We start from the raw sequence: 20,341 nt of genomic DNA, 5'->3' as shown, positions 1-20,341 counted from the left end.
TGCCGCAACTACAGAAATGGCCACTGCTGCGGTATGGGTTTTTTGCGCTCTCGAAAGCGTCCCGATCATGTGCCGCGCATGGCCGCCCGTACCGTGCTACCGTCGATCTCAGTTGCAGTTGTGGTTCCCAAGACTTCAAGCGTGCTCGCTGTCGTACATGGCGGAGCGCTTTCGTATTTTCCGGTGTTTATTTCCGGACGGGCAATCAACGCAGCGATACGGAGCTCGCACGGCGTGGGCTCCGGGCACTGCCCCGAAGGAGATATGACATGGCTACTGGCACCGTGAAGTGGTTCAACTCGGAAAAGGGTTTCGGCTTCATCGAGCAGGAGGGTGGCGGCGCCGACGTCTTCGCCCACTACTCGAACATCGCCGCCCAGGGCTTCCGTGAGCTGCAAGAGGGCCAGAAGGTGACCTTCGACGTCACGCAGGGCCAGAAGGGCCCGCAGGCCGAGAACATCGTTCCCGCCTGAGGCTGACGCGTCACACCGCAGCTGGGGCCCGCACTTTGGGTGCGGGCCCCAGCTCGTTGTTTTTCGGTTTTCCCGCGTGCCCCGCCAACAGCCGCGCACGCGGCATTCGGCACGCGACAGCCGGCTTCTCTTCTCTGCGGCGTTTCCGGCCCCGCTTCGGTGTGCAGGGTCGACACATTTCCGCCCCGCTTCGCTTCATCTCAATTCATCGGTTCGTTCTTGCGATTCTTTGTGTGCGGCTCATTGCCGCCGGGAATTCCTCGACGTACCGCATCGAGGAAGGTTCGCCATGAACCGCACAGCTCGCACGAATGACCGCTACTCCCGCTCTGCCGCTTCGTCCGGCTCAGGCCGCGGCGGCTACCGCTCCGGTGGACCGAACCGCTCGGGCACGGGCCGTTCCGGGGGCCCCGGACGGCGTCCCGCGACGCCGCAGGGAGAGTTCGCCCTGCCCGTCACCCGCACTCCCGCCCTGCCCCCGGCCGAAACTTTCGCCGAACTGGACATGCCGTCGGCGCTGCTGGCGGCCCTCGGCGCGGAAGGCGTGTCCGCCCCGTTCCCCATCCAGGCCGCCACGCTGCCGAACTCGCTGGCCGGCCGCGACGTGCTGGGCCGTGGGCGCACCGGTTCGGGCAAGACGCTCGCCTTCGGTCTGGCCCTGCTGGCCCGTACCGCCGGGCAGCGCGCCGAGCCCCGCCAGCCGCTGGCACTGGTCCTGGTCCCCACCCGGGAACTTGCCCAGCAGGTCACCGATGCCCTCACCCCCTACGCCCGGTCGCTCAAACTGCGGCTGGCCACCGTCGTCGGCGGGATGTCGATCGGCCGGCAGGCGAGCGCGCTGCGCGGCGGTGCCGAAGTGGTCGTCGCCACGCCGGGCCGGCTCAAGGACCTCATCGAGCGGGGTGACTGCCGGCTGAACCAGGTCGGCATCACCGTGCTGGACGAGGCCGACCAGATGGCCGACATGGGCTTCATGCCCCAGGTCACCGCGCTGCTCGACCAGGTCCGTCCCGAGGGGCAGCGGATGCTCTTCTCGGCCACCCTGGACCGCAACGTCGACCTGCTGGTCCGGCGCTACCTGACGGACCCCGTGGTCCACTCCGTCGATCCTTCGGCGGGCGCGGTCACGACAATGGAGCACCATGTGCTGCATGTCCGCGACGCGGACAAGCACGCCACCACGACGGAGATCGCCGCGCGTGAGGGCCGGTCGATCATGTTCCTGGACACCAAGCATGCGGTGGACAAGCTCACCAAGCATCTGCTGAACAGCGGTGTGCGCGCCGCGGCACTGCACGGCGGCAAGTCCCAGCCCCAGCGCACCCGGACCCTGGCCCAGTTCAAGACCGGCCAGGTCACGGTCCTGGTGGCCACCAACGTCGCGGCCCGCGGCATCCACGTCGACAACCTCGACCTCGTCGTCAACGTCGACCCGCCCAGCGACCACAAGGATTACCTGCACCGCGGTGGCCGTACCGCGCGGGCCGGCGAGTCCGGCAGCGTCGTCACCCTCGTCCTGCCCAGCCAGCGCCGCACCATGAACCGCCTGATGGCCGACGCGGGCATCACCCCGCAGTCCACCCAGGTCCGCTCCGGAGAGGCCGAACTGAGCCGCATCACCGGCGCCCAGGCTCCTTCCGGGGTTCCCGTCACCATCGCCGCACCGGTCGTCGAGCGCCCCAAGCGCAGCGGCTCCTCCACCCGCGGCCGCCGCAGCCACCCCGCCCGGGCCCGCCGTGCCGCCGGTTCAGCCCGCACCGCGACACCGACCGCACGGCAGAACTCCTCGGCTTCGGCCGCCTAGACCGGCCCCGGAGGAGCACGCTCGGCGCGTCGGATCACCCTCGTCACGGAGGCTTTCGTTGATGCTGCAGAACTATCCCCAGGCGGACTGCTCCGGCAAGGCAGTCGGCGACGTCATGTCGTCGCCGGGACCACAGGTCGGCGACGACATGATCGTCGACGTGGCCCTGTCCGTCCTCATCGGGGCCCGTGCCCACCATCTCCTCGTCCGGGACGAGGACGGGCGGTGTACGGGCCTGATCACCCGTTCCCAGATGACAGCCCACCACCAAGGCTCCTGGTACACCGAGGAGACACGGTTGCGGGACCTCAGCTACGACCGTGGGCCCTTCACTTCGCCCGTGATGTCTGCACACGACGCGGAACGCGCCATGCGTCAACGCGCGCTGCGGGCGTCACCCGTGATTGATGAGGACGGGCACGCCCTCGGCGTCATCGTCCTCACCGCTTGATCCCCCTCCGTCCGTGCCGGCGCTCCGTTTCCGGCTTCTCTTCGACCTTGTAGAGGCACTATGCGCGTTGTCATCGCCCGCTTCCCCTTCGACCTGCTCAAGACCGAGGTGCAGGACGCGATGAAGGGCATCAAAGCCGAACCCATCACGGGTGAGTCCGTGCTCATCGGTCGCCGCCATTACCCCGTCAAGCAGGTCGGGGAGATCATCACCCGGCAGGACCGCCGTGACTTCTCCGCCGGTGAAGTGACCCGAGCCCTGAGCCGCCTCGGCTTCGTGTGCCGCCCGGCTGCCGCGCTCGTGCCACCGACCGGTCTCACTCCACTGGAGACGGCGTCGGCCTTGCTGGGGCACCCGGCCCGAACCTGACCGGACCGCTGTGGGCAAAGGATCCGCTCCACTACCCCGGCTCGCGTGGCCGGCGGGCAGCCGGCCGGTGGAGCCGATGCGGCTTCCACGAGATCTTCCACGCCCTGACCGTGGCAGGCTTCACCGCGCACTACATCGCCCTCTTCCTCGCTCGAAATCAGGGACACCTCGACCGCGGCGCCCGGCCCGGTTCCGGCCCGCCTGGCGTCAGGCTGACGGCGCAGAGCTCCGGCGACGGTACCGACATCGACGGACTCACTGAGGGCCCGCAAGAAGGCGGGGGTTGTGCCGAGCATTTCGGCGGCCGGCCCCATGGTGTAGGCGGGGTAGTCCTCGTCGTTGAGACGGTCGTGAGAGATTTCTGCGGTCATGTGCACCGCTGACCGGCGAATGCATTGTGGGGCCCTGGTGCCGAACACGCACCAGGGCCCCGAGGGGTTGAACACCATCTGCCGGCTTACTGCGGTGCCGGCCTTCTGTTTCCGCACCGTCGCCCGGGAGAGGGCGGGAAGTGCAGGGATCGCGGATGCGTGACCGGGGACCACCTTCCAATCCGGGGCCTGCGGTACCCGAGCGGACTCACTTCCTCACCCGGGCGATCCTGATGGCGTCTGCCTCCTTCTCATTCCTGGGTCGACCTGCTTGCTCCTGCGGACCCACTGTTCTGCTCGCGGCCCCGGGGGCCGCCCGGCCCGGCAGTCAGTCGCGGGGCCCACGTACATACCTTTCGGCCCCGCGACTCCACTGCCGTGCCTCTTCTGGACACTGCACGCGCGGCAGTTCGACCTCTGCCGCGCCTTTCGATCTCTTGGCTACGAAAAAACCCTAGCCCCCGGAAGGCTGCATGTCTACCGTCGACATGGCAGATTTTCTGTGAAGATGGTGTCCGAGCTTCTGTCCTTCACCCCTAATGAAAACTGCGCCAGGAAGCGCGTGGCCGGCGCACGGGAACCAAAGGGGCGGGCACCCCGACTGCCACGGTCAGCGACTTCAGCTCAGCCCCCCATTACCTTCTTGGTGGCCCCGCAACTGCTCGAAGCTGTCGCGCGGGTCGCCGTCGCGTCATTCCTGCGCTCGCCCCCTCGGGCCGGTTGCGCCGCCCGGGCTCGCTCGTGCCCGCCGGACCCGGTCGACCCGGATGACACTCTTCCGGGTGTGCCATGAGGCAGAAGTCCACTCGCTGACTGTTGAGAAAATCTGTCACGCCGAGAGTAGACATGGATGCGTGCGGGGGTTAACGTTTCCTCGTACCCAAGAAGTCGAAGAGGGCACGGCAGAGATGAACTGCCGCGCAAGCAAGTCAGACAGGATGCGGAACGGCAGTGGAGCGACGGGGCCGGAAAGGGTGGTTCCTTCACTGACTGCCGGGCCGAGCGGCCCCAGGGGCCGCATGCAGTACCCGCAATATCCAGCAGTACGACCGAGTAACCGAATCAGGTAAGGAGCAGACGCCATCAGGATCGCCCGGGCGAGGAAGAACACCGCTCGGGTACCGCAGGCCCCGGATTGGAAGGTGGTCCCCGGTCACGCATCCGCGATCCCCGCACTTCCCGCCCTCTCCCGGGCGACGGTGCGGAACAAGAAGGCCGGCGCAGTCAGCCGGTAGATGGTGTTGAAAGCTCGGGGCCCGGGTGCCGTTACGGCACTCGGGCCCCTCGACGCGCCCCCGAAAGAAGAGGTCTATGCCCCCTCGCAGTCCCCGCCCCGTCGACAAGTTCGACGACGACGACTACCCCGCCTACACCATGGGCCGGGCCGCCGAGATGATCGGCACCGCCCCCGCCTTCCTCCGCTCCCTCGGCGAGCACCGCTTGATCACCCCTCTGCGCTCCGAAGGTGGCCACCGCCGCTACTCCCGCTACCAACTACGCATCGCAGCCCGCGCCCGCGAACTCGTCGACGCCGGCACCCCCATCGAAGCCGCCTGCCGCATCATCATCCTCGAAGACCAACTCGAAGAAGCCCAGCGCATCAACGAAAGCCTGCGCACCCGTGGCGCCACCTCGTAACAACCTTTCGAGACCGACCTGCCCGAGCTGATCACCGCTGCGGCCGCGGCCTGCCCCGCGACGGCAGACCGTGCCCCGGCGGCCGGGCCAACCCTGTAAACCAGGCCCGACCGCCGCACCGGGATTCAGGAGGGCCTTGCCTCGCTTGGCGGGGTCGCCCTTGCGGGGATGATCCGCCGGTCAGGAATCGACACGGCGGCGATGGCCGGGGCGTGGCCGCGTAGGCGTAGCCGGCAACATCGGACAGGGACGCCGAGCGAACCAACGTGACGGCACGCGGCACGGGGCTCCCTTTCGCGGCAGATCCGGGGCACTCACGGCTTTCTCAAAGACCGACTCCGCGTGCGACGCAAGCTCTGTCCGCCAACTCCCGCACTGGGCCACTGCCGTCGGCCGCCGAATCGGTCTGCACGGTCAGCCTGTCAGCACCCGTCCGTCTGCACGACGCCCAGCACGGCTGCGCCACCCTGCCCACCGCGACTGGCGCCGCCCCGCGCGTCCTGATGGATGCCCACCGCAACAGTCAGATCAGCATGACCAAGGACGTCTGCACCCACCACGCCCAGGACACCCAACGGGAAGCGATCAGCCCCATGGACAGGCCCCCGAAGCGACGGCTCGATCAGGACTGATCTCGACCGACCGCGCCGTTGATGTCACCCGTAGATGCCAGAAGCCCCAGGCCATCCACCGGCCCGGGGCTTCTTCCCTGCTCAAGCTCAGAGCCCCCTGTCGGATTCGAACCGACGACCTTCGCTTTACAAGAGCGGTGCTCTGGCCAGCTGAGCTAAGGAGGCGTGCGTGAAGCAGTGTACCCAGGTGGGGCGGATGCCGGTTCCCAAATTGGTGAGTGCGGGGGTACTGACACCGGGGGCGGCTGCGGGTAGCGTCACGGAGAGTCCATATCAGTGGACTACACCACTCCTTTTACTCGGATCGTCCGGCACGTTCCTGCCGGTGAAGGGACTTTCACCATGGCTACGGTCACGTATGACCAGGCAACCCGTATCTACCCGGGTTCCGACAAGCCCGCCGTCGACAAACTGGACATCGCCATCGAAGACGGCGAATTTCTTGTCCTGGTCGGCCCCTCCGGATGCGGCAAGTCCACCTCGCTGCGGATGCTCGCGGGGCTGGAGGACGTCGACGGAGGCGCCATCCGTATCGGGGACCGCGATGTCACCCACCTCCCGCCGAAGGACCGGGACATCGCCATGGTGTTCCAGAACTACGCGCTCTACCCGCACATGACGGTCGCCGACAACATGGGCTTCGCGCTGAAGATCGCCGGGGTACCGAAGGCCGAGATCCGGCAGAAGGTCGAGGACGCGGCCAAGATCCTCGACCTCACGGATTACCTGGGGCGCAAGCCCAAGGCGCTGTCCGGCGGTCAGCGGCAGCGGGTCGCGATGGGGCGGGCGATCGTCCGGGAGCCGCAGGTGTTCCTCATGGACGAGCCGCTGTCCAACCTGGACGCCAAGCTCCGCGTCCAGACCCGTACGCAGATCGCGGGGCTGCAGCGCCGGCTCGGGATCACGACCGTGTATGTCACCCACGACCAGGTCGAGGCCATGACCATGGGCGACCGGGTGGCCGTGCTCAAGGACGGACTGCTGCAGCAGATCGATTCGCCGCGGAACATGTACGACCGGCCGGCGAATCTCTTCGTGGCGGGGTTCATCGGGTCGCCGGCCATGAATCTGGTCGAGGTGCCGATCACGGACGGCGGTGTGAAGTTCGGCAACAGCGTCGTCCCCGTCAGCCGTGAGGCGCTGACCGCGGCCGCCGACAAGGGCGACACGACGGTGACCGTGGGTGTGCGCCCCGAGCACTTCGAGATCGTCGAGCAGAACGGCGCCGCCGCGAAGTCGCTCTCCAAGGAGGCCGCCGACGCGCCGGCCGGCCTGGCCGTCACGGTCAATGTCGTTGAGGAGCTGGGCGCCGACGGCTATGTGTACGGCACCGCGGAGGTCGGCGGCGAGGTCAAGGACCTCGTCGTACGGGTCAACGGCCGCCAGGTCCCGGACAAGGGCGCCCGGCTGCACGTCGTACCGCGGCCGGGCGAGACGCACGTCTTCTCGACGTCGTCCGGAGAGCGCCTGACCGACTGATACGCGCCCCGGGCCGATACGCGCCCCGGACTGGTACCGGCCCCAACCCGGCCGATACGGGATGAGGGAAGCGTGAATGCGGCGGCGGTAGCGGGTGGTACGCAGCACTACCCGCTACCGCCGCCGCTGCGTTGTGTGCCCGCGGCATGGCGGCGTGACGCCGCGACGGCGCGACGGCATGGCGCCAACTCGGCGCCATAGGGACATAACCGTGCTTTTCGTATCCGTGCGTCAACATCGAAACCGCACCGACGAGCCATTACATCCCTCGATAAGGTGACCAAATGTCGCCAAATCATCACTCCTCGCTACCATCTCGACCGTGAACTCCGCAGCCCGCCGCATCGGCAGAACTCTCGCCCTCGTCCTCCCCGTCGTCCTCGTGCTCTCCGGAACCCTCGCGGTCACCCGCGTTCCGTGGGCATCGACGGCCACCGACTCCCAGGTGCTGACCGCGTCGTCCGGAAGGGTCTCCACCAAGGCCGGTCCGCTCGCCCCGCAGGAGGCCCTGCGCAAGCGGCTCCTGGTCGAGCTCCAGGAGAAGGATCCGGGCGTCGCCCTGACTCACCTCCAGGAGGCGACCACCAAGCGCCCCTCGCTGGCCAAGCACTGCGTCTCCATCGCCCGTGACCTCGGCCGTGCCGCGGTCGCCAAGTACGGGGCCGCACACCGCGCTCAGGCCTTCTCCCGCCCGGTCTGCGACACCTCCTTCGCCACCGGCGTCGCCGCCGCCCAGTGACCCCTGCTCGCACCGCATAGGGTGCGATCCATGACAGGTGCCCAGCATCCTCACCCCACGCAGGCCGTGGTCCTGGCCGGCGGCCAGGGCTCACGTCTCCGCCCGTACACCGACGACCGCCCCAAGCCGATGGTCGAGATTCCCGGCACCGGGACCCCGATCATCGGCCACCAGCTGAACTGGCTGGCCGAGGAGGGCGTCACGGACGCCGTCGTCTCCTGCGGGCACCTGGCCGGGGTACTCCAGGAGTGGCTGGACCGGGCCCAACTGCCGTTGCACGTCACGACCGTTGTCGAGACCGAGCCGCTGGGCCGCGGCGGCGGCCTGAAGTACGCGGCCGGCTCCCTCCCCCGCCCGGACGAGCCCTGGTACGCCACCAACGGCGACATCTGGACCCGCTTCCCGCTCCGGGAGATGGCCGCCTTCCACCACGAGCGCGATGCCGAGGCCACCCTCGCGCTGGCCCGCCCCCGTATCCCCTGGGGCGCCGTGGAGACCGACGCGTTCGGACACGTCCTGGACTTCATCGAGTCGCCGCCCTCGCCGTATCTCATCAACGCCGGCGTCTATGTCTTCTCCGTCGCGTTCACGGGGCTCCTGCCCGACCGCGGCGACCATGAGCGCACCACCTTCCCGCGCCTCGCCCGCGAACGCCGGCTAGCCGGTTTCCCGCTCCCTCAGGGCGCCTACTGGCGTGCCATCGACACCGCCAAGGACCTCAGCGAGGCCGCCAAGGAACTGAGCGCGCACGGAGGTTGAGGAGGAGGGGCGCCCAGCCCCCCAACCCCAGCACCAGGGCACCAGCTCCCCCAGGCCCTCTCAGGCCCTCTCAGGCCCTCTCTCTGGCCCCCCAGCCCCCGCATGCAGGCCCCGGCAGGCCCCGTCCCTCCCCTGCCGCCCGTCGCGCTCTCCGCACCCGCCCCACACGCGCCTGTCCCCGACCGCTCCCCCTCCCCGTCACGGCCGGTGGATCCGAACCGTGCGGAAAGCGGGGCGATCGGGGACAGGTACAGGAACGGGCAACAGGCGCAGGGCCCCGTCAGCCCAGAAGCCCGCCGAGGCTCCCTCCCCCGGAGTCGCCGCCGGAGCCGCTGGAGCCGGTGCTTCCGGTGCCGGTGGTGCCGCCGCCGGTGCCGCCCGCCGAGGTCGGCACGTGGGTCGGTACCGGGTGGCGGGTCGGCACGGTCTGCTGGGGTGCGCTGGTGGTCGCTCCCGGCTGCTGGGAGAGGCCGCTGCTGCCCGCCGACCGTCCCGTGCCGGAGGTCGACGCGGACGGGGTGCCGGGCTTACGGGGCTTGTGCGAGGCGTTCGCCGAGGGGGTGCCGGGGCGCGGTGCGGCGCTGCCCCTGTGGCGCTGGCCGGGCCGGGCGGTGTGCTTGCCGGGGCGGGGCAGCGGGGAGCCGGGGAGGTTGTTGATGGCGGGCTCGCCGGGCCGCGGGACGGTGGCGACCGTCGCGGAGCGTACGGCGCCGCCGAGCAGCGAGCCGATCAGCAGGGTCAGTCCGGCCACCACCGCCGTCATCACCGCGCCGCGGCGCAGCACCCGGCGCCGCAGGTCGGCGACCTCGACGCGGGGGCCGAGACGCCGCCAGGCCTCGCCGGCCAGCCGCCCGTCCATGGAGTAGACGGGCGCACCCGCGATGATCAGCGGGCTCCAGGCGGCGAGGTAGATGATGTCGGGAGCGTCGTAGGCAGGGAGGGTGCGCCAGCTGACGGTCATCAGCAGCACCGCGGAGAGCAGCGCGCCGATGGACGCGGCGACCCGCTGCCACAGCCCGCAGATGGTCAGGACGCCGACGACGACCTGGAGGAAGGCGACGGTCAGACCGGCGCCGACGGGGTGCGAGACGGCGAAGTCGCGGAGCGGCACGGCCAGCGCCCAGGGGTCGAGCGACTGCAGCCACTTGACCATCGAGCCCCGCTCACCGCCCTCGAAGTAGACGGGGTCGCAGAGCTTGCCCATGCCGGCGTAGACGGAGATCAGTCCGAGGAAGATGCGCAGCGGCAGCAGGACGACGCCGAGGTTCATCCGGCGGCCGGGGTAGTACGCGTGCCGCACGCTGTCGGTGCCGCGCCGCTTGGCGCCGGGGTCGTAGCCGTCCGGTGCCTGGAACCGGTCGTCGTACCCGTCGTCGGTGGGGCCGCGGTCGCCGTAGGGGCTGCGGTAGGGGTGGTCCTGGTAGGTGTCGCCGTACGCGCTGCCCACGGGGCGTACGCCGCGCAGCAGCGGGGTGCGGTCGGAGTCGGCGGGGCCGCGCTGGCCGATCACGGTCGTGGCGGGGGCGGCGTCGCCGAGGCGGACCCGGGGCAGGACCTGGGTCGTGCCGACGTCCTCGCCCTGGCCGCCGTCGAGGCCGACGCCCGCGTCGCGCACCGCGTGCAGGAGTTGGGTGGTGGCGCCGGCCGCGCCGCCCGGTTCGGTGCGGCCGCTCCACACCACGGGCGCCCGGCGTCTGGCGCCGGCGGCCGGGCCGCGGAGGGCGGGGATGTGCGCGGCGTCGGCCAGGGCGCCGCGCGCCGCGGGCGCGGCGAGCTGTACGCGGAAGCTGGCGTGGTTGACGATGACCTGCGCGGGATCGCACGGCACCTTGACCGAGCTCAGGCCCGGCTCGTCATCGAAGCCCGGCGAGCGTCCCCCCGTAGGTGTGCGGGGTGTTCTGGTGTCCACGCTCATCTAACCGAGTGACCCCCGGTTAAGACACTGCCTTGACCGGGTCGATCTGTCCGAGACCCGTCAAAGGGTCACGCGAGACGGCACGGGCGCCCCACGGGACACGGGGAGGACACACGGAGGGTCAGGTCGTGCCCCGGGGTGTGGCACGGCTACGCACCGGCCCCGGGGCAGCCGGGGACTCAGCCGCGGCGGCGCGCCGCTTCCCACAGGACGACACCGGCCGCGACACCGGCGTTCAGCGACTCTGCGCCGCCCGGCATCGGGATCCGCACCCGTACATCACAGGTCTCGCCGACCAGCCGCGACAGGCCCTTGCCCTCGCTGCCGACCACGATAACGACCGGGCCGTCCAGCGCCTCGACGTCCTGCAGCTCCAGCTCGCCGTCCGCGGCCAGCCCGACGACCGTCAGGCCGGCCTTCTGGTACGACTCCAGGGTCCGGGTCAGGTTGGTGGCGCGGGCGACCGGTGTACGGGCCGCGGTGCCCGCCGAGGTCTTCCACGCGCCGGCCGTCATCCCGGCCGCTCGGCGCTCCGGCACGACCACGCCATGGCCGCCGAAGGCACACACGGAGCGGACCACGGCGCCGAGGTTGCGCGGGTCGGTGACGCCGTCGAGCGCGACGATCAGCGGGTCGTCACCGTCGTCGAAGGCGGCCGCGGCCAGGTCCTCGGGGTGGGCGTAGTCGTACGGCGGGACCTGCAGGACCATGCCCTGGTGGTTGAGGCCGTTGGTCATCCGGTCCAGTTCGGGGCGCGGCGCCTCCATCAGGTTGATGTCGCCGCGCTCCGAGGCGAGCTGCAGTGCGGCGCGCACCCGCTCGTCGGTGTCGATGAACTGCTGGACGTAGAGGGTGGTCGCGGGCACGCCGTCGCGCAGCGCCTCGAAGACCGGGTTACGCCCGACGACCAGCTCGGCGGTGCCCTTGGCGCCGCCGCGCCGCGGGGCCGGGCGGCGCGATGCGGCCTGCTTCGCCTGGGCGTTGGCGACGCGGTTCTTGACGTGTCCCTTGCGCGCGGAGGCGGGCGGGGTCGGGCCCTTGCCCTCCAGGCCCCGGCGCCGCTTACCGCCGCTGCCGACCTGCGCGCCCTTCTTGTTGGACGTGCGGCGGTTCCTGCGCTGGCTGTTGCCGGCCATGGGTCACCTGTTTCTTCACTGCTCTCGACGTCTCGCGACGTGGAGTGGGTACGTACGTATGGATTGAGTGTCGCCCGCGGCCACCGTGCGAGGCGAATCCGGGTGGCCGGCGGGGCGCGGGGCCGGGGTCAGGACAGCGACCAGCGCGGGCCCGAGGGGGTGTCCTCGATGGCGAGTCCGGACTGCTGGAGCTGGTCGCGGATGGCGTCGGCGGTGGCGTAGTCCTTGCGGGAGCGGGCTGCCTGGCGCTGTTCGAGGACGAGGCGGACCAGGGAGTCCACGACGCCGTGGAGGTCTTCTCCGCGGTCGGTGCCGCCGCCGGACCAGCGCTCGTCGAGCGGGTCCAGACCGAGCACCCCGAGCATCGCCCGCAGCTCGGCCAGCCGGGCCACCGCGGCTTCCTTGTCGTCGGCGGTCAGTGCGGAATTGCCCTGGCGGACGGTGGTGTGCACGATCGCCAGCGCCTGCGGGACGCCCAGGTCGTCGTCCATCGCCTCGGCGAAGGCCGGCGGGACATCGGCCGCGGGCTCGACGACCCCGGCCTTCTCGACGACCCGCTGGATGAACCCTTCGATACGGGCGAACGCCGCCTCGGCCTCACGCAGCGCGTCCTCGCTGTACTCGATCATCGAGCGGTAGTGCGGGGTGCCCAGGTAGTAGCGCAGCACGATCGGGCGCCAGCGCTTGATCATCTCCGAGACCAGCAGGGAGTTGCCCAGCGACTTGGACATCTTCTCGCCGCTCATGGTCACCCACGCGTTGTGGGTCCAGTACGCGGCGAAGTCGTCGCCGAAGGCCTTGGCCTGGGCGATCTCGTTCTCGTGGTGCGGGAAGATCAGGTCGATGCCGCCGCCGTGGATGTCGAAGGCGGTGCCCAGGTACTTGTGGGCCATCGCCGAGCACTCCAGGTGCCAGCCGGGCCGGCCGCGGCCCCACGGGGTCTCCCAGCTGGGCTCGCCCTCCTTCGCCGCCTTCCACATGGCGAAGTCGCGCGGGTCCCGCTTGCCGGTCTCCCCCTCGCCGGACGGCTGGAGGAGGTTGTCCAACTCCTGGTTGGACAGCCGGAGATAGTCCGGGAAGGACCTGACGTCGAAGTAGACGTTGCCGTCGGCGGCGTAGGCGTGACCGCGCTCGATCAGGCCGCGCATCATCTCGATCATCTCGGGGATGTGGCCGGTGGCACGCGGCTCGTAGGTCGGGCGCAGGCAGCCGAGAGCGTCGTACGCCGTATTGAAGGCGACCTCGTTCTCATAGCCCACGGACCACCACGGGCGGCCCTGTTCGGCCGACTTGTTGATGATCTTGTCGTCGATGTCCGTGACATTGCGCACGAACGTCACGTCGTAGCCGCGGTGCTCGAACCAGCGGCGCATGATGTCGAAGTTCAGTCCCGACCTGATGTGCCCGATGTGCGGGGCGGCCTGCACGGTCGCACCACACAGGTAGATCGAGACACAGCCCGGCGTGAGCGGGGTGAAATCGCGAATCTGCCGGGCGCTGGTGTCGTACAGGCGAATCGTCACGGAACCAGGGTAGTCGGAACGAGGCAGTGCCCCGCGACCCATTGGGCCACAGGGTGACGTATCCGTCATCGGCGTCCGGTTCGCCGGACGTGTCACCGCCTCCTGCGCGGACGGCGGGCTGCGTCAGATACTGCCGACCACCTTACGCGGCGTGATCCGGACGACCACCCGCTCGGCGTCCTTGCCCGCCTCCGGGTTGAACTCGGCGTACGGCTTGCCGGTGTACTTCCGCGACAGCTCGTCGATCAGCTCCTGCCCGCCCTCGGTGGTGAGGGAGGCGGCGCCGCGGACCTCGGCGTAGGTGTACGGGGCGTCGAAGGGCTGGACGACGACCGTGACCCGCGGATCGCGGCGGAGGTTGGCCTCCTTGCGCCGGCCGACGGTCGTCGAGATCAGCAGGTCGCCGCCGTCCCGCTTCACCCAGACCGGGGAGACCTGGGGGCTGCCGTCGGGCTGGATGGTCGCCACGGTCACGAAGACCGGAGTGTCGAGGAGCTGCTTGAGGTCGTCGGACAGGGTGGCAGTCACGAGCGGTCCTTCCTGCGGGCCTTCCGGGGACACGGATACTCCGATCCTCCCCTCAACACCCGTGCGGCGCCCGGCATTCCCACGCCATACGGGGGATGCCGGGCGCACACAGGCGCCGCGCACGCAAGGACGGACGCGCCCGCCGGTTACGTGCCCGCCGGTTCAGGCGGTACGGAAGACGATCGCCGTGGCGATCGCGGCCAGGCCCTCGGCGCGGCCGGTCAGCCCCAGCCCGTCCGAGGTCGTGCCGGAGACCGCGACCGGCGCGCCGACGGCCGCCGACAGCGCCTTCTGGGCCTCGTCCCGCCGCTTGCCGACCTTCGGGCGGACGCCGATGACCTGCACCGCGACATTGCCGATGGTGAAGCCCTCGGCCCGGACGATCCGGGCAGCCTCGGCGAGCAGCGTCACCCCGGAGGCGCCGGACCACTCGGGGCGGCCGGTGCCGAAGTGCGCCCCCAGGTCGCCGACGCCGGCCGCCGAGAACAGCGCGTCGCAGGCGGCGTGTGCGGCCACGTCGCCGTCACTGTGCCCGGCCAGGCCGTAGCCGTCGCTCTCCTTCTCGTCCCAGAGCAGTCCGGCGCACCACAGCTCGCGGCCCTGCTCGAAGGCGTGCACATCCGTGCCGATGCCGACGAGGGGGACGGCGACGGGCGCGCCGCCGGCCGGGGCGGCCCCGGCGGACTCGGGTCCGGTCTGCTCAGACATAGCCATCGGTGGCCCTCCTGCGGGCGAGTACGGCCTCGGCCAGGACCAGGTCCAGCGGCCGGGTCACCTTGAACGCTTCCTCATGCCCCGGGACGACCACGACCGGCGACCCGAGCCGTTCGACCAGCCCGGCGTCATCGGTGGCACCCTCGCCCTCGACGACGGTGTCATGGGCCTTGCGCAGGGTCGCCAGGTCGAAGCCCTGCGGGGTCTGCACGGCGCGCAGCAGGGCCCGCTCCGGGGTGCCGACCACCGGCTCCGGGGCGCCCTGCGGCTGCGGGTCGACCTGCTTGACGGTGTCGGCGAGCGGCAGCGCCGGGACGACGGCGGGCGCACCGTCGCGTACGGCGGCGATCACCGCGTCGACGGTCTCGACCGGGACCAGCGGGCGCGCGGCGTCATGCACCAGCACGACGTCGATGGTGTCCGGCAGCGCGGCCAGCCCGAGCTGTACGGACTCCTGGCGGGTCTGGCCGCCGGGGACCACCTGGAGGTCGGTGCGCTCGGCGAGCGGGTGCTCGTGGAGGAGGTGGCTGACCTCGGCGGCTCCGTCGGGCGGGGCGACCACCACGATGAGCGAGACGGCACGTGAGGCGGCCATCGCACGGACGGCGTGCACCAGCATGGGGGTGCCGCCCAGCGCGCGCAGCGCCTTGGGGGTGCCGGGACCGAGCCGGACACCACGGCCGGCGGCGGGGATCACCACGGCGGTGCGGATCGGACGGGAGGAATCTGGCATCGATGGCTCCGGAGTCCGGGGCGAGCCCGGAATTGACGCAGACAGGTTTGTTTCCTCGGGAGAGGTGGGTATGGCCCTGGGGGTAGCCCCGGCCGGAGGCTGGGGACGTGCCGGGCGCGACGCCTTGACCGGCCCCTTCCGTGACACCGGTCGAGGCAACTGCCCGGGCCCGGCACACACCGCAGGGGCCGGCAGTTGCCGGTCCCCGCAGGTCACAACCTCATAAGTCAAGGTCGCACAGCTCATGACCCGGTGCATGAGGCTCATGACGCAGCAGCTCACGACACAGCAGCTCGTGACCGACACAGCAGCAGATATGCCGCAGCGCCCGGCGACAGGCCGCTTCACTGGGAAACGGTCGTCACTCGGGCACCGCGGCATTGCTACGTCGTCGCTGCGCCGGATCTCGCCGGCGCATACGTCGTCAGGACGCGAGTACCTCGTCGAGCAGGGCCTCGGCCTTGTCCTCGTTGGTGTTCTCCGCGAGAGCGAGCTCGCTCACCAGAATCTGGCGCGCCTTCGCGAGCATCCTCTTCTCACCGGCGGACAGTCCGCGCTCCCGCTCACGCCGCCACAGGTCACGCACCACTTCGGCGACCTTGATGACGTCACCGGAGGCGAGCTTCTCGAGGTTTGCCTTGTAGCGACGGGACCAGTTCGTCGGCTCCTCGGCATACGGTGCGCGAAGCACCTCGAAGACCCGGTCCAGCCCGTCCTGGCCAACCACGTCGCGTACGCCGACGAACTCCGCATTGTCCGCTGGAACACGAACAGTCAAGTCGCCCTGGGCGACCTTCAGCACCAAGTAGGTCTTGTCCACGCCTTTGATCTGGCGAGTTTCGATGGCCTCGATCAGCGCGGCCCCGTGATGGGGATAGACCACGGTGTCGCCAACCTTGAACGTCATGTGACAGGTACCCCTTCCGTGGCTATCCATGCTAACACGGGAACGGACCGTTCTGAATGGCGTTTTCGCAGGTCAGGGCATATCTCGGGGCTTGACAACCACGACCGGAACGTGCTGCAAAGGGTCCCGGAAGGCGGGTATTCGCAGGTCGGAGGGGCTGCACGGGTGAGCGGAAACCCGCCCGCCACATACCGGGAGTGCGGAGATCGACAGGCGGAATGCCCCGCTTTGCGTAGATCCAGATGAGCGAGTTCCGCTACTCCGTTCGGCTGCCCCCGGCCCTTCGCGGACGATTCCTGAATTGATCACGATCCGGCATCCCGAAGAGTGTGATCAATTCCGCGAGGCCTTCACATTCCCTGCGAATACTGCTTTTCCCCGGCGGGAAACGCACGGGCCTGCACCCGAACGGCCGCTTGCCGAATATCCCTTCCCCGTTCCAGGGGCGATCCCGGTTCTTGAGAACGATCTCGGGGGATCTCGGCGGGTGATCGCAGCCGGTGATCACAGCGGATGCCCGCAGTGGGTGATCGCGGTCGCAGTCCGGCGTGCGGCCGGGCGTGTTGTCCGGCGGGTCCTCCCGGCCGCTGCCCGGCGGAGCTTGCGCCACCGCTCTTGATCCACCGTCAGTTTTCCGTGCTGGCATCCGCTTCGGGGGCCGGAAGACCGGGGCCGGACGGCGGTGGCGGGCCGTCGAGCGCGCTGGGGGCGGGTCGGGTGCGGCGGCGCGAGGGCGGCTCGGTAACCTAGCGGCGCTGACACACCCTTAGGGCGGCTTTACGCACCCGTCGTCATGACGCGTACGCAGGGCCGTCCCAGCCGCCCATCCGCGACCGGGCACGCACGTTCGGCCGCCGTAGCTCGTCAAGGAGATGCCGCCGCCGTGAGCCGCAGCCTTCGACGCGGCGTCCTCGCCGCCACCGTCCTTTCGCTCTCGATCGCCACGCTGTCCGCCTGCGGGGCCGGGAACGAAGCCCAGACGCTGCAGGTCAAGCCGGACAACGCCGCGACCACCGTCGACGGCATCAAGATCCAGAACATCAACGTGATCACGCAGCCCGACGTGAACGCCAAGGGCCCGGCCGTGGTGGCCGCGACGGTGTTCAACAACGGCGACAAGGACCAGAAGCTGACCGGGATCTCGGTCGACGGCACCGGCCAGTCGGCCAAGCTCTCGCCGGCCGGCGGTGGCTCGGGTCCGATCACCGTGCCGGCCGGGGGCTCCGTGGTGATCGGCGGCCAGGACAACGCCTCTGCCGTCCTGGCCAGCGGCCGCGAGGCCGTCAAGGACGGGAACGTGCAGCCCCTGACGTTCACCTTCACCTCGCTCGGCAAGGTGAAGGCCAGCTCCTACGTCGTCCCCGCGAAGAACTTCTTCCAGGGCTACGGCCCCTCGCAGCTGCCGCAGCCGTCCGGCTCGGCGTCGCCGTCCGGCTCCGCCAAGCCGTCGCCGTCGGGCAAGCCGTCCGGTTCGGCCTCCCCGTCCGGCTCCCCCTCGTCGTCGGCGCACAGCGGTCACTGAGACCGCCCGCGCGACGCGCGACGCAACGCCTCAGGGGCGCCCGTCCGATCCGGAGGGGCGCCCCTGAGGCGTACTCGGGCAGAGCGCGCGGGCGCGGCGGCCGGTGAGTGCCCGGCCGCTGCGCTGTGCGGCTCCGTGCTCGTACGGCTCGTGCGCTGTGCGGCTCCGTGCTCGTACGGCCCGGGTTTTACGGCTCGAACTTGTAGCCCAGGCCGCGGACCGTGACGAGGTAGCGGGGCGCGCCCGGGTCGGGTTCGATCTTGGCGCGCAGTCGCTTGACGTGCACGTCCAGGGTCTTGGTGTCGCCCACGTAGTCGGCACCCCAGACCCGGTCGATGAGCTGCATCCGGGTCAGCACGCGCCCGGCGTTGCGCAGCAGCATCTCCAGGAGGTCGAACTCCTTCAGAGGCAGGTCGACCTTGCCGCCGGAGACCGTGACGACATGGCGGTCCACGTCCATCCGGACCGGGCCGGCCTCCAGGGCCTGCGGGGTGACCTCCTCCGGCTCGCCACGGCGGCGCATCACCGCGCGGATGCGGGCGACCAGTTCGCGGGAGGAGAAGGGCTTGGTGACGTAGTCGTCGGCCCCTATCTCCAGACCGACGACCTTGTCGATCTCGCTGTCCTTGGCGGTCACCATGATGACCGGGACGTTGGAGCGGCCACGCAGCTGGCGGCAGACCTCGGTGCCGGGCAGGCCCGGCAGCATCAGGTCAAGGAGGACGAGGTCGGCGCCGTTGCGCTCGAACTCGTCGAGTCCGTCGGGGCCCGTAGCCGCGATGGCGACCTCGAAACCCTCCTTGCGGAGCATGTACGACAGTGCGTCGCTGAACGATTCCTCGTCCTCGACGACAAGCACTCGGGTCACGGAAGGACCTCCGGGGCTGGGTGAGCAGGGAGCGGATCGTTGAAGGTCTCGTACGGGCGGTCCTCGTCGTCGAGGCCCTCCGCGGAGGGGTCGGCGGGCCGTTCGCGGTCGCGTACGGCTCCGGCTTCCGGGAGACGCAGGGTGAAGGTGGAGCCCTGTCCCTCAGCGCTCCACACCGTGACCTCCCCGCCGTGCGAGGCGGCCACATGCTTGACGATGGCGAGGCCGAGACCGGTCCCGCCGGTGGCGCGCGAGCGCGCCGGGTCGACACGGTAGAACCGCTCGAAGACGCGGTCACGGTCCTTTTCGGATATCCCGATGCCCTGGTCGGTCACCGCGATCTCGATCAGGTCGCCGCCGGGCGCGGAGACCCGGCGCCCGGCGATCCCGACGCGGGTGCGCGCCGGGGAGTAGTTGACGGCGTTCTCGACGAGATTGCCCAGGGCCGCGGCGAGCTGGCCGCGGTTTCCCCATACGTGCAGGTCAGCGGCGCCGCCGACAGCCATGGTGATCTGCTTGGCACCGGCCTGCTGGCGGCAGCGGTCCATCGCCTCGGCGACCAGCTCGTCGACCCGGACCGGCTCGGCGTCCTCCAGCGGGTTGTCGTTCTGCACCCGGGAGAGGTCGATGAGCTCCTGGACGAGGTTGGTCAGGCGGGTCGCCTCGTTCTGCATCCGGCCGGCGAAGCGCTCGACGGCCTCGGGGTCGTCGCTGGCGTCCATCACGGCCTCGGAGAGCAGCGACAGGGCGCCGACCGGCGTCTTGAGCTCATGGCTGACGTTGGCCACGAAGTCGCGGCGGACCGCCTCTATCCGGCGGGCCTCCGTGAGGTCCTCGACCAGCAGCAGGACGAGCCGGGAGCCGAGCGGGGCGACTCTGGCGGAGACCGCGAGTGCTTCGCCGCGGCCGGTGCCGCGGCGCGGCAGATCCAGCTCGACCTGGCGTATCTCGCCGTCCCTGCGGGTGTCGCGGGCCATCGCCATCATCGGCTCGACGGCGAGCTTGCCGCCCCGGACCAGCCCGAGGGCGTAGGCGGCGGAGCTGGCCTTGACGACGGCGTCGGCCTCGTCGAGGACCACGGCCGAGGAGCGGAGCACCGACAGGACGGTGTCGACCCCGGGTGGCAGCACGGCTTCGGTGTGCAGGGAGGTACGGGTGGGTTTGGCCTGGTCGCGCTCGCTCCAGCGGAACGCCAGCATGGCGAAGACACCGGTACAGAGCCCGGCGATCGCAGCCACTGCGGCGACGGCCGCGTCCACGTTCATGACTCCAGGTTATGCGCCGGGTCGGACACTTCCCCAGCCTTGCGGGGCTCTGCTCGAACAGCCGTCGCCCAGAGTTCACCGTGCCGTCCGTGCTGGTTCACTCCGGAGGCCGGGGCGGGGCGGGCACCTGCCCGGCGGATGTCCCTAGGGGGACCGGCGCGAGCGCCCTGCCGCTCCGGCGCCCGGCCAGGTGAACCGCACCCCCGCCCCCGGGGCCGTGGATGCGTCGCCCAGAGTTCACCTTCACGTCGGCGCCGGTTCACCCCCGGTGGCACCGCAGGTCGCGCGGTGCCCGCAGGGTGACGGTGCGGGTGCCACGCGGTGTGCACCGGCACCCGGCCGGACACCCTGAGCGACCGCGGGGCCACGGCCCTCCGGACCACCGGCACCGCGGCGGGCCGGCCCCGTGGAGCACCGCCCCCTCCGGGCACGGGCCGCGCGGGCACCGGCCGTGAGAGCGTGGGCACAGGTCACCCTGCACCCCGTTCCACCTCCCACCACGCCACACCACCACA

At 70.4% G+C, this 20,341-nt stretch carries 18 protein-coding genes, 1 tRNA gene and 3 pseudogenes; 10 read left to right on the top strand and 12 right to left on the bottom strand.

Translation table 11 applies throughout. From position 1 onward, the window contains the following. The first annotated feature begins 269 nt into the window (after nucleotides 1-269). The 4 genes from ABZ851_RS24880 (at nucleotide 270) to ABZ851_RS24865 (ending at nucleotide 3,097) form a co-directional block, all read left to right on the top strand. Entirely contained in the window at nucleotides 270-473 is a 204-nt protein-coding gene (locus tag ABZ851_RS24880; RefSeq protein ID WP_268773195.1) for a cold-shock protein, read from the top strand. A gap of 289 nt (nucleotides 474-762) precedes the next feature. Beyond that, nucleotides 763-2,277: a DEAD/DEAH box helicase gene (locus tag ABZ851_RS24875; RefSeq protein ID WP_361131417.1), complete on the top strand. Its 1,515-nt coding sequence runs from the start codon at nucleotides 763-765 to the stop codon at nucleotides 2,275-2,277. A 61-nt stretch (nucleotides 2,278-2,338) separates the two neighbouring features. Beyond that, on the top strand, nucleotides 2,339-2,728 hold the full coding sequence (locus tag ABZ851_RS24870; protein ID WP_361131414.1) for a CBS domain-containing protein: 390 nt from the start codon (nucleotides 2,339-2,341) through the stop codon (nucleotides 2,726-2,728). A 60-nt stretch (nucleotides 2,729-2,788) separates the two neighbouring features. Next, on the top strand, nucleotides 2,789-3,097 hold the full coding sequence (locus ABZ851_RS24865; protein WP_361131411.1) for an SCO5918 family protein: 309 nt from the start codon (nucleotides 2,789-2,791) through the stop codon (nucleotides 3,095-3,097). Between the two features lie 251 nt (nucleotides 3,098-3,348). Here the strand turns inward: ABZ851_RS24865 and ABZ851_RS24860 are convergent. Continuing rightward, nucleotides 3,349-3,468 (bottom strand): annotated as a pseudogene (locus ABZ851_RS24860) (MerR family transcriptional regulator); the annotation flags it as partial. Nucleotides 3,469-4,779: 1,311 nt separating this feature from the next. Here ABZ851_RS24860 and ABZ851_RS24855 point away from each other — a divergent pair. Beyond that, a complete protein-coding gene (locus tag ABZ851_RS24855; RefSeq protein WP_361131408.1) occupies nucleotides 4,780-5,106 on the top strand; it encodes a MerR family transcriptional regulator in 327 nt (108 codons plus the stop codon). Nucleotides 5,107-5,317: 211 nt separating this feature from the next. On the opposite strand, the pseudogene ABZ851_RS24850 reads toward ABZ851_RS24855, so the two are convergent. Continuing rightward, nucleotides 5,318-5,389, bottom strand: a pseudogene (locus ABZ851_RS24850) (RidA family protein); the annotation flags it as partial. A gap of 148 nt (nucleotides 5,390-5,537) precedes the next feature. On the opposite strand from ABZ851_RS24850, the pseudogene ABZ851_RS24845 reads away from it, so the two are divergent. Continuing rightward, a pseudogene (locus ABZ851_RS24845) lies at nucleotides 5,538-5,738 on the top strand (site-specific integrase); the annotation flags it as partial. Between the two features lie 91 nt (nucleotides 5,739-5,829). Here the strand turns inward: ABZ851_RS24845 and ABZ851_RS24840 are convergent. Next, nucleotides 5,830-5,903 (bottom strand) — tRNA-Thr (locus ABZ851_RS24840). A 177-nt stretch (nucleotides 5,904-6,080) separates the two neighbouring features. On the opposite strand from ABZ851_RS24840, the gene ugpC reads away from it, so the two are divergent. The 3 genes from ugpC (at nucleotide 6,081) to ABZ851_RS24825 (ending at nucleotide 8,715) form a co-directional block, all read left to right on the top strand. After that, on the top strand, nucleotides 6,081-7,217 hold the full coding sequence (gene ugpC / locus ABZ851_RS24835; protein WP_361131405.1) for a sn-glycerol-3-phosphate ABC transporter ATP-binding protein UgpC: 1,137 nt from the start codon (nucleotides 6,081-6,083) through the stop codon (nucleotides 7,215-7,217). A 322-nt stretch (nucleotides 7,218-7,539) separates the two neighbouring features. Beyond that, nucleotides 7,540-7,956, top strand: a complete 417-nt coding sequence (locus ABZ851_RS24830; RefSeq protein ID WP_088799324.1) for a hypothetical protein — start codon at nucleotides 7,540-7,542, stop codon at nucleotides 7,954-7,956. Nucleotides 7,957-7,986: 30 nt separating this feature from the next. Continuing rightward, nucleotides 7,987-8,715, top strand: coding sequence for a nucleotidyltransferase family protein (locus tag ABZ851_RS24825; RefSeq protein WP_361131402.1), 729 nt, complete (start codon nucleotides 7,987-7,989; stop codon nucleotides 8,713-8,715). 280 nt (nucleotides 8,716-8,995) lie between these two features. On the opposite strand, the gene ABZ851_RS24820 is transcribed toward ABZ851_RS24825, so the two are convergent. The 7 genes from ABZ851_RS24820 to ABZ851_RS24790 form a co-directional block, all read right to left on the bottom strand. Continuing rightward, nucleotides 8,996-10,630, bottom strand: a complete 1,635-nt coding sequence (locus ABZ851_RS24820; protein ID WP_361131399.1) for a DoxX family membrane protein — start codon at nucleotides 10,628-10,630, stop codon at nucleotides 8,996-8,998. 179 nt (nucleotides 10,631-10,809) lie between these two features. Continuing rightward, nucleotides 10,810-11,766: a 23S rRNA (guanosine(2251)-2'-O)-methyltransferase RlmB gene (rlmB, locus tag ABZ851_RS24815; RefSeq protein WP_088799321.1), complete on the bottom strand. Its 957-nt coding sequence runs from the start codon at nucleotides 11,764-11,766 to the stop codon at nucleotides 10,810-10,812. A gap of 128 nt (nucleotides 11,767-11,894) precedes the next feature. Beyond that, entirely contained in the window at nucleotides 11,895-13,289 is a 1,395-nt protein-coding gene (gene cysS, locus ABZ851_RS24810) for a cysteine--tRNA ligase (RefSeq protein WP_361131395.1), read from the bottom strand. Between the two features lie 123 nt (nucleotides 13,290-13,412). After that, nucleotides 13,413-13,817, bottom strand: coding sequence for a PPOX class F420-dependent oxidoreductase (locus tag ABZ851_RS24805; RefSeq protein ID WP_088799319.1), 405 nt, complete (start codon nucleotides 13,815-13,817; stop codon nucleotides 13,413-13,415). 162 nt (nucleotides 13,818-13,979) lie between these two features. Further along, nucleotides 13,980-14,531, bottom strand: a complete 552-nt coding sequence (gene ispF, locus ABZ851_RS24800) for a 2-C-methyl-D-erythritol 2,4-cyclodiphosphate synthase (protein WP_336050444.1) — start codon at nucleotides 14,529-14,531, stop codon at nucleotides 13,980-13,982. Next, a complete protein-coding gene (ispD, locus tag ABZ851_RS24795) occupies nucleotides 14,518-15,264 on the bottom strand; it encodes a 2-C-methyl-D-erythritol 4-phosphate cytidylyltransferase (RefSeq protein ID WP_361131391.1) in 747 nt (248 codons plus the stop codon). Before ispD ends, ispF begins: the two co-directional genes overlap by 14 nt. A 424-nt stretch (nucleotides 15,265-15,688) precedes the next feature. Further along, nucleotides 15,689-16,171, bottom strand: a complete 483-nt coding sequence (locus ABZ851_RS24790; protein ID WP_003953493.1) for a CarD family transcriptional regulator — start codon at nucleotides 16,169-16,171, stop codon at nucleotides 15,689-15,691. Nucleotides 16,172-17,054: 883 nt separating this feature from the next. On the opposite strand from ABZ851_RS24790, the gene ABZ851_RS24785 reads away from it, so the two are divergent. After that, nucleotides 17,055-17,693, top strand: coding sequence for a DUF461 domain-containing protein (locus ABZ851_RS24785; protein ID WP_361131388.1), 639 nt, complete (start codon nucleotides 17,055-17,057; stop codon nucleotides 17,691-17,693). Nucleotides 17,694-17,880: 187 nt separating this feature from the next. Here the strand turns inward: ABZ851_RS24785 and ABZ851_RS24780 are convergent, their stop codons facing one another. Together ABZ851_RS24780 and ABZ851_RS24775 are read right to left on the bottom strand one after the other, a co-directional pair. Continuing rightward, nucleotides 17,881-18,561, bottom strand: coding sequence for a response regulator transcription factor (locus ABZ851_RS24780; protein WP_086721180.1), 681 nt, complete (start codon nucleotides 18,559-18,561; stop codon nucleotides 17,881-17,883). After that, the gene (locus ABZ851_RS24775) at nucleotides 18,558-19,826 is read right to left on the bottom strand and encodes an ATP-binding protein (protein ID WP_336050447.1); all 1,269 of its coding nucleotides are present in this window, start codon (nucleotides 19,824-19,826) and stop codon (nucleotides 18,558-18,560) included. The genes ABZ851_RS24780 and ABZ851_RS24775 overlap by 4 nt, the downstream gene beginning before the upstream one ends. Between the last annotated feature and the right edge of the window lie 515 nt (nucleotides 19,827-20,341).

The organism is Streptomyces sp. NPDC047049, assembly GCF_040643995.1.
GTDB lineage: Bacteria > Actinomycetota > Actinomycetes > Streptomycetales > Streptomycetaceae > Streptomyces > Streptomyces mooreae.
The sequence above is the reverse complement of the archived record's forward strand: the minus strand, read 5'-3'. Positions and strand labels throughout refer to the sequence as shown.